Consider the following 13,332-nt stretch of genomic DNA (forward strand, 5'->3'; position numbering starts at 1 on the left):
AGCATGTCCGCAGTCTGGGTGCTCATGAGTACATGGCCTCACCGAACTGCTCCCGCAGGACGTGACAGATCTGGCCGATGGTCGCGTAGGCCAAGGCACACTCGATCATCGGCGGGATCAGGTTCGCGCCCGGATCCCGGGCCGCCTGTTTCAGAGCGGTCAGAGTTGCGGCCACCAGACGGTCGTCGCGCTCGCGCCGGAGCGCCATCAACTCGGCTTTCTGGCGTTCCTCGGCTGTGGCCAAGAGCGCCGGGTCGTACTCGGGCGTGCGATTGACTTCCACGTCGATCTCCTGGTCAGACGTGTAGCCGTTGACACCAACCCAGACTTCTTGTCCATTTTCCAACTCGCTCTGATGCTCCCACGCGGATTGCGCGATGGCGGCGCGATAGTGTCCGCTCTCGACGCCCCAGATAGCACCGCCGCCTTTGGCAACCGTCTCCATCTCGGCCAGGGTCCGTTCTTCGATCTCGCGCGTCAGCTTCTCAACCGCGTAGGAACCACCCAGCGGGTCGAGCGTCCGTCCCAGCTTGGCCTCGTGAAAGATGATCCGCTTGATATCGCGGCTGACCTGCTGGGCCTCGATGCTGTGGCCGAGACCGAGCGGCTCGTCGAACGGCGACAGACCCCCGGTCACCTCACCTGAAGCCGTTGCCTGGATCATCGCTTCAATCGTGGCTCGCACGATGTTGTTGATGTACCGGTGGGCGGTCATCTTCGTATATGCGTTTCCCCAGGCGTGCTCGCCTCCCCGCAGCAGACAGGTCCGATCCAGCTTCGCACCGAACTCCTCCCGCATGATGCGTGCCCAGATGCGTCGCGCCGCACGGGGGGCAGCAACTCCCGGGAGGAAGGCGAGCGACGAGTCGCCGAAGCCGCGAAACGTGAAGCGCTGGACGAAGCGATCGACATCCAGCCCGGCCTCGATCCCGAGCTGAACGTACTCACGCGCGTTGCAGAAGCCGAAGGCGAGGGACTGTTCGGTGCTCGCTCCGGCGTAACGCATGTGCTCGGCGCAGATGCTGATGCTGTTGGCCCGCGGCATGTACTCGTCCATGAACACGATGGTGTCCCGGACCAATCGCAGTGACTCACGCACCGGAAAGATGTAGAGCCCGCGGGCGACAAATTCTTTGAGAATGTCGTTCTGGGGCGTGCAGCGGAGCGCCTGGGTGCTCACTCCCCGCTTTGCCGCAAGCGCGCAGTAGAACGCGATGTAGACGCTCGCCGGCGCGTTGATCGTCCAGTTGGACGCGACCTTATCCAAACCGTGGTCGCCCGTGAACGACTCGTAAATGATCTCGAAATCACGTAGCGAATCGATCGCGACCCCAACCTGGCCGACCTCACCTGCGGCACGCGGGTCGTCAGAGTCCCACCCGAGTTGGGACGGCAGATCGGAGGCGATGTTCGCCCCGCCAATCCGCATCCCCTGGTCGCGCATGCTGCGGTAGTAGTCACGGCAGTCCACGGAGGCGCCGAATCCCGAGTACCGGCCGGCCCGGTGGCGGTGCATTGTCTCTCCGCCGAGCACCTGTGCCGGTGTGGGGTACAGCCAACTGGTGAACGGGTACTCCCCCGGCAGGCCGACGTCACGGAGAAAATCGAAATCCTCGAGGCCGAGAGGGGAATTTGGCTCCGCGGTCACCTCGTGCGGCTGTACTCCCATGCGCTTGACGGACGGCTCCAGGGTGTCTGTGCGCCACCGCTCCACGCGGACGCACAAGTCGGACGTGCTGCTTGTGCTGCTGGTGGTGCTCACCGGTCTTGCTCCCGATATCCGAGCGCGTACTCGGCGATCATGGCGGTATGCAATTCGTTGTTCCCTTCAACGATCTGGAAGACCTTCGCGTCGCGAAAGTACCGGGCGACCGGATAATCCTCAGAGATTCCATAGGCTCCGTGGATCTGCACGGCGCTGGTCGCAGCGGCCATGGCGACGTTGGAGGCATGCATCTTGGCAAGGCTGGCCCTGCGTCGCGGACGCTCAATGCCGGCATCCTTATCAGCCGCGAGATCCGCGATCAGGTGGCGTGCGGACTCCACTCCCGTGACCATCTCGGTGATCTTGCCCTGAACCAGTTGGTAGCGGCCGATCTGCTGACCCATCACCGTGCGTTCGGTGGCGTATTTGACTGACGCATCGAGGCTCGCCTGGGCGAGTCCGAGTGCGCGGGCCGCGACCGACAGCCGGCCAGTCTCCACGGCGGCCATCGCCACCGCGTAGCCCTGCCCCTCCTCCCCGACGCGGTTGGCCGCCGGAACGAACACGTCATCGAGCACCAGGTCGCCGGTTGACAGAGGGCGGAAGCCGAGCTTGTTCTTGTAGGGCACCCGGCCCAGGCCATCACTATCGGCCTCCACAACAAACGCGCAGACCCCCTGGCGTCCAGTGGTCCCTTCGAGCCGCGCGAACGTGAGGAACCAGGCGGCGTGTTCGAGCATGCTGATCCATGCCTTGGCCCCCCTAATCACGTATCCCCCGTCGATATGGCGGCAGGTTGTGGTCATATCAGCCACCGCAGTGCCGCTGCCAGGTTCGGTGACGCCAGCCCCGGCGAATGTCTCACCGGCGACGAGCGGCCGGATGTAGGTCTGCTTCTGCGCCTCGCTGCCATACCGGAGAATCCCGCCTCCCACGAGCCCGCTCGGCATCGACACCGCGAGCCCGATGATGTGACAGACGCGCGACAACTCCTCGATCAGGCTCGCGAAGGAGACCCAGTCCAGACCCGAACCCCCATATTGCTCCGGGACCGCCGCCCCGAGCCATCCGGGACCCGCCGTCGCTCTGATCAGGTCGGCCGGGAGCCGCTCCTCGCGATCATACGTGCCCACCTGTGGCGCGACTTCCTTGCGGGCAAAGTCGCGCGCGCTCTCAATCAGAACCGCGCGCTCTCGACTGTCGAGAACCGCGGTGCTCATCTCGCGACCTGCTGCTGGGACACGAGTGCGTCCCTTGCCCAGCCAAGAAAGCTGCGAGGCTCGATGCCGAACTCGTCCCGGATGCGCGAGAAATCGATGAGCGAAACGTGAGGGATACGTTGGTCCTCTGGACCCAGCTCGATTTCGACGTCGGGGTGGACTGACCGAATGACGTCCGCCAACTGCCCGATGGTGGAGAACTCGCCGCCGGCGTTGTACACGTCGTACTGAGGCGCTGGCGCGGTCGCCAGGGTGGCAAACTCCACGCCGACGTCGTCGACGTTGATCATGCACGAGTCGGCGTTGGGTCCGAACGGGCATGTGGCGTGCCCGGTCAACGCCGTCTCGAGCATCGCGTTGACCGGTGCGGAGAACCCTGTCTTGCGACCGGGCCCCCACACGGTTGAAATCCGCAGGCCCACGCAGCGGATCCCCAGTGTCGCCTGGTAGGCGGCAGCCGTGGCCTCGTTTAATTGCTTGTGGTAGCCGTAGAGGAAGAACGGCTGGCCGTGGTCCTCCTCGGTGACGGCGTGTTCGCCCCATTGAGGCTGGTCTCCGTACACCGCTATCGAGCTCGCATAGACAAACCGCCGGACCCCCGCCTGCGCTGCCGCGTCTAGGACGTTCTGCATCCCGACCACGTTGATCTCGAGGCCGGCGTTCAGGTCGGCGAGGGTGTCGGAGGCGAGCAGAGCCGCCAGATGGATCACCGCGTCTGGCTTGACCTCATCGATCGCTTTCCGTACCGCCTGCTTGTTGCTGATGTCGCCTTGGATCGCCGCTCCGGCGAAGCTGTCCGGAATGAAGCGATCGAAGGCGACCGGCTCATGTCCCAGCTCGGCCAGGGCCTTGCAGGTGCTGCGCCCGATAAATCCGGCACCACCGGAGACCAGCACGATCATCGTGTGACCTCGCTCAACTTCGCCAGATCCGGTCCGCCAGGGCTTCGCCCAGGGAAGTAGCCCTCGACCCTGTCGCGATCTACAGCCTCGGGATCACGGTCGCACGGGTCGCCGTAGCCGCCGCCGCCGGGTGAACGAACCTCTAGGCGATCGCCTCTCTTCATCACTACTCCAGTGCATTTGGTGGTGTGTGGCGGAATAAAAGCTTGGCCCTCGAGCTCCCACTCGATCTCGGTCATTGCCGCATCGTGGCCACCCATCACGCCCCGGGGAGCGAAGCGGCCGCGATCAGCCAGAACGGTGGACGTCGCTTCATCGGCGAGCATCCGGACACTGAGATCCACGCCAAATCCGCCCCGGTGCCGGCCCAGGCCGGCCGAGTCCTCGCGAAGTGCATAACGCTCGAACAGCACCGGGTTCTGGCTCTCCAGCACCTCGACAGGTGAGGAGCGGGCAATGCTGATGGGGGGCGGAGCATTCGTCAGCCCGTCACCGTGCTCGTGGCCTCCGTAGCCGCCGCCCGTAAAGCAGAACATGATGAACGGCCGGTCACGGCGTTCGTCGTAACCGGAGATCGTAAAGTTGCAAATCGTGCCGTACGCCCCGGCTCCGATCCGCCCCGGCAGGATTGGTTGCAATGCCCCAAACACCGCATCGCCGATCCGGACAGTTACCTCAGAAGCGCAGCCGCTCACCGCCCGGGGATACGCGGCGTCGAGGAAAGTGCCCAGGGCACGCTTGACTTCCAGCGGCCGGAAGCAACCTCCGTTGTTGGGCACCTCGGGGAAGATGTGCTTCATGTAGAGGTAGACCGCCGATGCCGCGGCAGCGTAAGAGGTATTCAACGGGCCGCGCACCGGGGGAGAGCTCCCCGCGAAGTCGAACGTCATGAGTTCGCCGGCCACGGTGATCGTGATCGCACACGTCAAGGGCTCCTGGTTCACACCGTCACTGTCGAGATGTTCGACATGGCTATAGGTGCCATCGGGGACCGTCGCGATCATCGCCCGCATCTGCGCCTCTGAGCGATCAGCAAGCTGATTAATGGCTTCACGCACCGTGCCGGCGCCGTAACGGGCAAGGATCGCTCGCAGGCGTGTCTCCCCCACCGCCATGGCGCTCAACTGCGCACGTAGGTCGGCCTCACGCTCGTGCGGAATGCGGATGTTCGCCATCAACAGCCGGCGCACGCCAGGCTGCAGAACTCCCCGCTCATACAGCTTGATCGGAGGTACCCTGATGCCTTCCTGGAATACCTCGGTGGCGGTGGGGGCGAACCCGCCTGGAACCATTCCGCCGATGTCGGTCCAGTGCGCGGTGTCGGCCAGGAAGCAGAACAGGCGACCATCGACGAAGATCGGCTTCACGAGCTTCATGTCCATGAGGTGGGTGCCCGAGGTGTAGGGGTCGTTGATCATCACGACGTCACCCTCGTGCCATTCGTCGATGTCGGCCAGCGCTGCCTCAACGGCGAACTGCATCGAGCCGACGAACAGCGGCAACCCGGTCTCTCCCTGGGAGATCAGCTCGCCGTCGACATCATAGATCCCACTGGACCGGTCACGAGACTCCGAGACGATCGGGCAGAGCGATGTCCGCTCAATCGTGATGTCCATCTCATTGCAGACCTGCTGCAAGCCGTTGGTAATCACCGTCAGTGTCGTCGTGTCGATCACGCCCCACCTCCGGTCACATCGATCACCAAGTTGCCGAGCCGGTCTACCTCGATGGCACAGCCAGCGTCGATCACCGTTGTCCCGTCATCCTGCTCCACCACCGCGGGTCCGCCGAACCGCGCCCCGATCGGGATCAGCTCTCGCCTCAGGATCGTCGCGTCGAGCCAGCTCTCACCGAAGGCCACCTGCCGGGTTCCTGTGACAGCGCCCTGAAGATCTGCCGCGGGGCGGCCGGCACGGGGGATCAATTCCAAGTCCACCGGCTGTCCTTCGCCGATGACGGCACACCTCACGTTCACGAGCTTTCTGGCGATCGCGCCCGGAGCCGCGAAGGCGAAGGAGGCCTCGTGCAACTCCTCAAATCGAGTCTCCAGGGCCTCCCAATCATCTCCGTCGAGGAATGGCACCTCGACGACGTGGGTCTGGCCGTCGTACTGCATGTCCAGCACGCGCCGAACACGGATCTTCTCCGGCTCGATTCCCTGGTCGTGGAGCAGAGCCAGTCCTTCGACCGATAGCCGTTCGGCGATCGCCGTGACCTCTTGCACCTCAACCGCGGCTGTAAGACGGTTGACGGTCTGCACGTAGTCGTAGCGCGACTGGGCCACCAGCGTCCCGAGCGCAGAGGTGATGCCCAGCCGGTAGGGAACGATGACGGTCGGAATCGCCAGTTCGCGGGCGATCTCAACTGCGTTGAGCGCTCCCCCGCCGCCAAAGGCGAAGTACCCGAAATCTCGCGGATCGTGTCCGCGGGACAGAAGCACAGAGCGCACAGCGCCCGCCATCAGGTCGTTGGCCACGCGAATGATGGCTTGCGCCGACTGAACGGCGTCGAGACCCAGATGCTGTCCGACGTCGCGTTGCATGGCGGCCTCCACCAACTCCACGTCAACGGCTCCGGACATGCCGATGAGGTGTTCCGGATTCAGTCGGCCCAACAGGAGATTTGCGTCGGTGAGCGTCGCCCGGTCTCCGCCACGGCCGTAACAGACTGGCCCGGGCGTCGCACCGGCACTCTCGGGGCCGACCTGCAGGAGGCCCTGGCTGGAGATCCGGGCGATGCTGCCTCCACCGGCGCCGATCGTGTGAATATCGATCATCGGAAGCTGGACCGGCACGTTGTAGGCCAGCTCGTGACGCGATGTCGTGATCGCCTCACCATCGACGATCAGGGCGACGTCGAAGCTCGTGCCACCGACGTCGGCGGTGACACATCGCATGTGCCCGGTCTCCGAGCAGATCCGCGCAGCGGCCGTCACCCCAGCGGCTGGTCCGCTCAGGACGGTCTGAACCGGAGCTCGTGACGCGATCCGCTCGGTGGTCACTCCACCGTTTGATCTCATGATCAGAAGCTCTTTCTGATATCCGGCGGCAGCCAACCGCGCGACCAGGTGGGAGAAGTATTTGTCGATCGCGGGCTGCACGTATGAGCTCACCGCCGCCGTGCTGAGCCGCTCGAACTCTCGATGTTCCGCGAGGATCTCGTGAGAGGCGGTCACATAGTCGGTCGGCCAGAGCTCACGTATCACCGCAGCCGCGCGGCGTTCGTGCACCGGGTTCGCGTAGCAGTGCAAAAACATGACCAGGACGGATTCGGCTCCGAGCCTCAGCAGATGTCTCGCCGCGTCGCGTACGCCGTCCTCATCAAGCGGGATCACGACTTCCCCCGCCGCATTCACACGTTCATCAACCTCAACGCGGAGATGGCGCGGGATGAGCGGAACGTACTCCCCGGTCAGGCCGTAGTTGTGGGGCCGAGTTCGGGGTCCGATCTCCATGGTATCCCGAAAGCCCCGTGTGGTGATCAAACCGCAAACGGCGCCTTTGCGCTCGAGAACCGCGTTTGTCCCGACCGTGGTGCCGTGTGAAATGAGGTCGACGGTCGACAGGTCGTCATATCCGAGTGACGAGAGGCCTGCCATGAATGCGGCTGATTGATCGGCCACGCTCGTCGGGACCTTGCTCGTCCTGACCTCGCCCGCGTCGTTGATCGAGATGATGTCCGTAAACGTGCCACCGACATCGACTCCAATGGCCAGCGTCATGGATGGACGACCCTGTGGATTCTCACGTCCTCGACCCTCTCTCCGAACCACGATCCGGTACGATCGTACCACCATACAGTACAACTGCTGGGCGGTCAAGTGCGGATGCGCTGATTTAGCCCTGATCCACCGATGGGCTGGGTCAGAGTTCTTTTTTGCGGTCGCTGGGCCGGTTCTTGCTTGATGGGAGGTGCTGGCGGGGTTGAACGGGGTGCCAGGTCTCTCGGCTATCGGGTCCAAAGCGGTTTTCGGGGTCGGTTTGGGGCGGCGGTGATCGCGCCCGGGGTGAGCGGAAGGTCGGCGGGAGTTCAGTGAGGCCGGGACCGGCCGGTCGGCCGGTCAGGCGGCTGGGAGTGCGCGTATCCGTGCGAGTGCGGCGAGGTAGTCGCCGTGCCAGGGCCAGCGGGCGGGGAGGTGCAGGGTCCAGCCGCGTGCGTGTCGGGTCAGCCGTCCGGTGATCTGGATCAGTCGGCGCCGCAGGGTGCGGGCGGCGCGGATGGTGCTGTTGGGCAGCCCGATGATCTGGGTCCATCTGAGCAGGTTGTGCGCGAGTGCGGCGAGCACGGTCCAGGCGGCGTTCGCGTAGAAGTGACCGGAGGGAAAGTGCTGAAGAGCCTGGTCTTTGAGGTCGGCGATGACCTGCTCCACGACGGCGTGGTCACGGTGTTCGGCCTCGACCAGGGCGAGCGCGTCGGTGCGGTTGGTGATGAAGCAGAAGTGTCGCCAGTCCGGCCAGAGCATGAGCTGCTCAGGGTCAGTCAGGCGGGTGCGGCGCACGATGAGACGCCGGTTGTTGTAGAGAGTCTCGGCGATCTGGGCTTCACCGCCGTCGGGGTACTCAATCGACTGCCAGTCACCATCTGCGATCCCATGGATCGCTGTGGTCACAGCCTTGATGTTGCGCACCCCGATGGAGTACTGCCAGCCCTTGGCCTCCAGCAGCTCGAACACCTTCATGTTCCAGAACCCCGAGTCTGCGCGCACGAGCTTTTGCCCGGTCGCACCGGCGCGTTCGACGCGGGCGATCAGTTCCTCACAGAACCGTTTGACACCCTTTTGCGTGTTCGCTGATCCCTTGCGCAGTCGGATGTGCAGCGCCTCGCGGGTATCGGCCCGGGTCGCCAGCAGCGGGTGATATCCAAACAGCTTGGTGTACCCGTATCCCGCTCCCTGTTTCAGTGGGCCGCACACCTCCCCGACGAAGCTGTCGATGTCGATCACCAGCCGGGCGTGGCCGGGGCCCGCGCCGGCCCGCCACGCACGCGCCAGCGTGTCGCCGAGCAGCTTGTCGAGCTGGCGAACATGCCCGAAGGTGAACGCGCGCAGGAACGTGCCCAGCGTCGAGGGCGCCGGCATCCACCCGCCGAGCAGCCGTCCGGTCCGGCCCGCCCGCAGCACCTGACAATCATCGATGCAGTCCGCGCCGAGGACCATCGCGAACAGGACCGCCATGACCTTGCGGCCCGCGTTCGCCGCCCCCGGACGGTCAGACCGCAGAGAGATCAGCCGGCCGGCGAGTGACTCGACCCCAAGGCGCCGCGTGAGCGTGCTGACCAGCGCGATCCCGGCGTCAGACACCGCCCGCTCATCATCAAAAACGACCTGGACGCCGTCCAGTCCGACCGTCGTGGCATCGTTCACCATGAAGGTGACCTCCTGATCGCAGGCCGCGACCGCCGGAATCGGTCGCTTTTAACCTGCTCAGGAGGTCATTCTTCACACGACCCCGGACAGAACCACCCCACAGAATCAGTGGATCAGGGCTTAGGCAGGGTCCAGCCTGCCTTTCGACCGTAGAACCGGGGGCGAGGTGTCGTCAAGCGGTGCTGGGGGCCGGTCAGATACTGCTCAGTCGCTGGGCTACCAGGCCAGCAACGTCTTGCATCGGCGCAACGAGCCCGAGTCGAACCGACTCCGTCATCCGAGACTCTGGACCGAGCACGCTCAGAGCCATCACCTGATGTTCCGGAACCTGAACAGGCACGGCGATTCCGGCTGCTCCGGCAAGTCTCTCGCCCGCGCTGACGGCCCACCCGCATTTATGGATTTCATCGAGGGCGCGGCGCAAAGCGGTCCCGTCGGCCGCGGGCGTCTCACCCGTGCAGAGAGCTCGAACGAGTTTTTCCCGCTGGGGCTCAGGAGTGAAGGCCAGCAGGGTCTTTCCGGAGGCGCCAACCTGCAGTCGGATCCTCGATCCGATGCCGGTCTTGTAGAGCAGGGGCAGCGGCGACTGATGCTCGACGATGCACACCCGATCAAGACCCATCCGGATGTTGAGCGTGATGGTTTCCTCGGTGAATTCGCGCAACTGCCCCAGGATCGGTCCAGCCAGCGCGGACATCATTCCGACCTCGTCGACGGCGTTCTGGCCGAATCGCCAGAGCCCCGGTCCCAGCAGGTAGCGATTGTCGACCGGATCTTTGATGACCAGCCCACGGTAGGAGAGGTTCTGCAGGATCCGGAACACAGTGCCCTTGGGCAACGCGGTCCGCTGGACGACCTCAGTCAGCGTCCGAGGCCCAGACGCGAGAAAGTCGATGATGTCGATCGCCCTCTCGATGACTTGTATTCGGTCGTTGTTCATCGTGACTTGGCCGAGCATAAGCTCTTGAACACAGAGACCAGCCCGCGCCAGGCCTGCCTTTCGGTGGTTCGGGATAATCGCCTCCGGCTCGATCGCCCAGGGTGACGAGACAGACACCAGCTGAGGGAGACGCACATCATGACCGGGACAGATCGGACCACGACTCGTCTCATCGGTAAACGCGTGCTGATCACGGGCGCCGCCAGCGGAATCGGTGCGGCGATCGCCCGGAGGCTCGCCTCCGAGGGGGGCCGTGTGGCGCTGGTCGACCGGGACCCGGTCGTGCCGGAGTACGCGGCCTCCCTCGACGGTGTGGGCTATGTCGTCGACGTGGCCGCGCGCGGCGCGGCCGAGACGGCCGTCGCACAGATCCTCAGCGACCTCGGCGGACTGGACGGACTCGTCAACTGCGCCGCGATCCAGCGCAACGGGAGCGCGCTCGACGTTGACGACGCGGCCTGGGAGGAGGTTCTGGCGATCAACCTCAGCGCACCGCTGGCGTGGATCCGCGCTGCACTGCCGCCGCTGCTGGACAGCGGCGCGGCCGCGATCGTCAACCTGACCTCGGTTGCCGCCCGCCATGCGCTTCCGAACAACGTCTCCTACGTGGCGACCAAACACGGCCTTTTGGGGGTCACCCGCAGCGTGGCCGTCGATTTCGGTCGACGAGGGGTCCGCTGCAACGCGATCTCGCCCGGCTCGATCAACACCCCGATGTTCGCGGAATATGTGCGGCGCAACCCGGAGAAGGCCAGCGGCCTGATGGATCAGAACTTCGCCGGGCGCTTCGGCGAAGCGGACGAGGTCGCCGCCCTGTGTGCCTACTTACTGTCTGACGAGGCCGGCTTCACCAACGGTGCAGAGTTCCTCATCGACGGCGGCAGGACCGCTGCGACGTGACACGCGCCGTCAGTCCATGAGATAGCCCCCGTTGACATCCATGACCTCGCCGGTCATGTATCCGGCCGCCGTCGAACACAGGAACGTGACCGCGGCGGCCACGTCCGCGGGAGTTCCCATCCGTCCCACCGGGATCGCCTTCTCGAATCCGGTGACATCGGCGAGCATCTCGGTATCGATAGCCGCCGGCGCTACGACGTTGCACGTGATCCCGTACTCAGCGTTTTCGGTCGCAAGCCACTTGGCGAACCCCATCACCCCGGCCTTCGAGGCGCCGTAGGCCGAGAGGAGCCCGTAACCACCCGACTGGCCGGCGCTGGATCCGATGAACACGATACGGCCGTAGCGCTCACGTTGCATCGCCGGCAGTGCCCGCCGGCTGCACAGCATCCCGCCGGTCAGATTCACGCGGAGAATCTCATCCCAACTCGCGAGATTCTGATCAACCACCGCGGCTCGCCGCAGGATTCCCGCGTTGTTAACCAGAATCGAGACCAGACCTTCAACCGCTTCGACATCAGCAAACGCCCGCTCAACTGTGGCTTCATCACCGACATCACAGTGCACGAATCGGCAGCCCTCAATCGCCGCGTCGTCCGGCGCAGCCACGTCGAACACAACCACGCGCGCACCTTGGCGGCGAAGTTCCCGGGCGATCTCAGCCCCGATGCCCTGGCGAGCCCCCGTGACCACAGCGACGCGACCCTCCATCCCCGGCAGACTCAGGATCGTCCCCGGGTCGGTCATGTCCGTGCGACGTGAGTGGATGTCATGCACAGATCCTTTCAGGGTCGAGCTTCGCGGCTGCGCTCACAACGCCGCCGCGGCGAGCCGATCCCGAATCTCCGAGGCGACCAACACCGCCTGCTCTTGGTCGCGATAGCGCTCACGATCATCGAAGTAATGCCCGTGCCGGGCCTCCTCGGGAAGGTCGGCAGCGCGAGGCGCTAAGAGGACATGCCAGTGGGGTGCTCCGTCCCCGAAGGCGTAGAGATAGACGCGCTCGGCATGTGTGACGGTCTTGATCGCTTGACTGAGGGCGACCAGCCGTGGCCCGAAAGTGGCGGCTTCCTCAGCGTTCATGCCGGTGACTTGCTCGGTATGACGCGCAGCCTGGAGGGTGATCCACCCGGGCACCTCGAGTCCGGGCAGAATCCCGGCGTGCCACAGCTCATCAGAGTAGACGACCGGCTGACCATCACGAACTGTCTGACACACGATGCAATCCGCCTGCACGCTCATCCGCCTGCCTTTCGTAGTCGCCCCATGTTCGGCAGTTGACCAAGCCCCCCGAGTGCTGTCAATGGCACCGACCTCGGTCCTGCGGAGCCCTCTGTCGGTTGTTACAACGCCGGCTGTCGGACGAGGAGCGGCGACGGGTTGTCGTTGCTACAAGTCTCAGGTCAGGGGGTGGTCGGGGTGTTCACAAGGCCCGCCGAGTCCACCCCAGGAGTCCGCACGCGGGTACATGAAGGAGAGGGACGCTCATATGATTGCTGGCCTCCAGCCTGAGACGATCCAAACGGTTGCGAGTTGCCCATGCACCTGACGCTCTACTTCGTGCCGCGTTCCCATCCCGTCGAGGCGGTGCGGCGCATGCTCGACTTCAAGAGCCTCCAGTACGACGAAGTGGAACTGGTTCCCGGCATCCACTCCGTTCGGCTGCGGCTGATGGGCTTTCCCGCGACGACGGTTCCGGCGATGACAATCGACGGCGAGAAGATCCAGGGCTCCACCCGTATCTCGCGGCGACTTGAGCAGCTTGTCCCCGATCCGCCGCTGTTTAGCAGGGACCCTGCCGCCCGCCGTGCCATCGAGGCGGCCGAACTGTGGGCGGATCAGGAGCTACAGAGCATCAATCGCAATGCGCTGCGCTGGATCCTGCCGCGCCGCGGGGGCATGCGAGTCCGTTTTGCGCCCAAGGCGCTGCAGCCCTACCCTCACCTCGCCGCCGCAGCCGCCTGGCCCCAGGCGGCGCTGCTGGCTTGGCTTCCGCGCGCAACCGCAGCCAACGTGCGACGCGATCTGGCCACCCTGCCCGCCAAGTTGGATCACGTCGACGCGCTGATCGCCGAGGGCACCATCGGCAACGAGGTGCCCAACGCCGCCGACTTTCAGATCGGCTCGATCGTCTGGGCGATTCGCTCGTTCGAGGACCTCCGTCCCCTGTTGGCGAACCGCCCCTGCGCCCACCTGGGGGAGCTGATGGGAAACGAGCGGCCACGCGTGCCGGCGTTTCTCCCAGCCGACTGGCTGCCCTGAACCGAGCGGAGGCAGTGGCGACCGGAGGCAGTGGCGAC

General features: G+C 64.9%; 11 protein-coding genes. 2 read left to right on the top strand and 9 right to left on the bottom strand.

Annotation, left to right across the window (positions count from 1 at the left end; all coding sequences use genetic code 11):
* Positions 1–22: 22 nt before the first annotated feature.
* The 7 genes from M3M55_RS16755 to M3M55_RS16785 all read right to left on the bottom strand — a co-directional run bounded on the left by M3M55_RS16755 (position 23) and on the right by M3M55_RS16785 (position 10,249).
* Positions 23–1,762 (bottom strand): methylmalonyl-CoA mutase family protein, encoded by a 1,740-nt coding sequence (locus tag M3M55_RS16755; protein ID WP_249010648.1) that lies wholly within the window; start codon positions 1,760–1,762, stop codon positions 23–25.
* Entirely contained in the window at positions 1,759–2,925 is a 1,167-nt protein-coding gene (locus tag M3M55_RS16760; RefSeq protein ID WP_249010649.1) for an acyl-CoA dehydrogenase family protein, read from the bottom strand. Before M3M55_RS16760 ends, M3M55_RS16755 begins: the two co-directional genes overlap by 4 nt.
* A complete protein-coding gene (locus M3M55_RS16765; protein WP_249010650.1) occupies positions 2,922–3,827 on the bottom strand; it encodes an NAD(P)-dependent oxidoreductase in 906 nt (301 codons plus the stop codon). Before M3M55_RS16765 ends, M3M55_RS16760 begins: the two co-directional genes overlap by 4 nt.
* Entirely contained in the window at positions 3,824–5,503 is a 1,680-nt protein-coding gene (locus M3M55_RS16770) for a hydantoinase B/oxoprolinase family protein (protein WP_249010651.1), read from the bottom strand. The genes M3M55_RS16765 and M3M55_RS16770 overlap by 4 nt, the downstream gene beginning before the upstream one ends.
* Positions 5,500–7,548 carry a hydantoinase/oxoprolinase family protein gene (locus tag M3M55_RS16775; RefSeq protein WP_249010652.1) on the bottom strand — a complete coding sequence of 683 codons (2,049 nt, stop codon included), beginning with the start codon at positions 7,546–7,548 and terminating at the stop codon, positions 5,500–5,502. Before M3M55_RS16775 ends, M3M55_RS16770 begins: the two co-directional genes overlap by 4 nt.
* 339 nt (positions 7,549–7,887) lie before the next feature.
* Complete coding sequence (locus M3M55_RS16780; protein WP_249010637.1) at positions 7,888–9,192, bottom strand: IS1380 family transposase; 1,305 nt, start codon at positions 9,190–9,192, stop codon at positions 7,888–7,890.
* A 193-nt stretch (positions 9,193–9,385) separates the two neighbouring features.
* Positions 9,386–10,249 carry an IclR family transcriptional regulator gene (locus tag M3M55_RS16785; protein WP_249010653.1) on the bottom strand — a complete coding sequence of 288 codons (864 nt, stop codon included), beginning with the start codon at positions 10,247–10,249 and terminating at the stop codon, positions 9,386–9,388.
* Between the two features lie 66 nt (positions 10,250–10,315).
* On the opposite strand from M3M55_RS16785, the gene M3M55_RS16790 reads away from it, so the two are divergent.
* Positions 10,316–11,032 carry an SDR family NAD(P)-dependent oxidoreductase gene (locus tag M3M55_RS16790; protein ID WP_249010654.1) on the top strand — a complete coding sequence of 239 codons (717 nt, stop codon included), beginning with the start codon at positions 10,316–10,318 and terminating at the stop codon, positions 11,030–11,032.
* A 9-nt stretch (positions 11,033–11,041) separates the two neighbouring features.
* Here the strand turns inward: M3M55_RS16790 and M3M55_RS16795 are convergent, their stop codons facing one another.
* The gene (locus tag M3M55_RS16795) at positions 11,042–11,779 is read right to left on the bottom strand and encodes an SDR family NAD(P)-dependent oxidoreductase (RefSeq protein ID WP_249010655.1); all 738 of its coding nucleotides are present in this window, start codon (positions 11,777–11,779) and stop codon (positions 11,042–11,044) included.
* Positions 11,780–11,842: 63 nt separating this feature from the next.
* Positions 11,843–12,274 carry a hypothetical protein gene (locus M3M55_RS16800; RefSeq protein WP_249010656.1) on the bottom strand — a complete coding sequence of 144 codons (432 nt, stop codon included), beginning with the start codon at positions 12,272–12,274 and terminating at the stop codon, positions 11,843–11,845.
* Between the two features lie 297 nt (positions 12,275–12,571).
* Between M3M55_RS16800 and M3M55_RS16805 the strand changes: the two genes are divergently transcribed.
* Positions 12,572–13,294, top strand: coding sequence for a glutathione S-transferase family protein (locus tag M3M55_RS16805; RefSeq protein ID WP_249010657.1), 723 nt, complete (start codon positions 12,572–12,574; stop codon positions 13,292–13,294).
* The last annotated feature ends 38 nt before the right edge of the window (positions 13,295–13,332 follow it).

The organism is Conexibacter sp. DBS9H8 (genome assembly GCF_023330685.1).
Lineage (GTDB): Bacteria > Actinomycetota > Thermoleophilia > Solirubrobacterales > Solirubrobacteraceae > Palsa-465.

Excerpts from the sequence above, each read along its gene's own strand:
- M3M55_RS16800 (WP_249010656.1), bottom strand. The coding sequence starts at position 12,274 with ATGAGCGTGCAGGCGGATTGCATCGTGTGTCAGACAGTTCGTGATGGT.
- M3M55_RS16795 (WP_249010655.1), bottom strand. The coding sequence starts at position 11,779 with ATGACCGACCCGGGGACGATCCTGAGTCTGCCGGGGATGGAGGGTCGC.
- M3M55_RS16780 (WP_249010637.1), bottom strand. The coding sequence starts at position 9,192 with ATGGTGAACGATGCCACGACGGTCGGACTGGACGGCGTCCAGGTCGTT.
- M3M55_RS16775 (WP_249010652.1), bottom strand. The coding sequence starts at position 7,548 with ATGACGCTGGCCATTGGAGTCGATGTCGGTGGCACGTTTACGGACATC.
- M3M55_RS16805 (WP_249010657.1), top strand. The coding sequence starts at position 12,572 with ATGCACCTGACGCTCTACTTCGTGCCGCGTTCCCATCCCGTCGAGGCG.
- M3M55_RS16765 (WP_249010650.1), bottom strand. The coding sequence starts at position 3,827 with ATGATCGTGCTGGTCTCCGGTGGTGCCGGATTTATCGGGCGCAGCACC.
- M3M55_RS16760 (WP_249010649.1), bottom strand. The coding sequence starts at position 2,925 with ATGAGCACCGCGGTTCTCGACAGTCGAGAGCGCGCGGTTCTGATTGAG.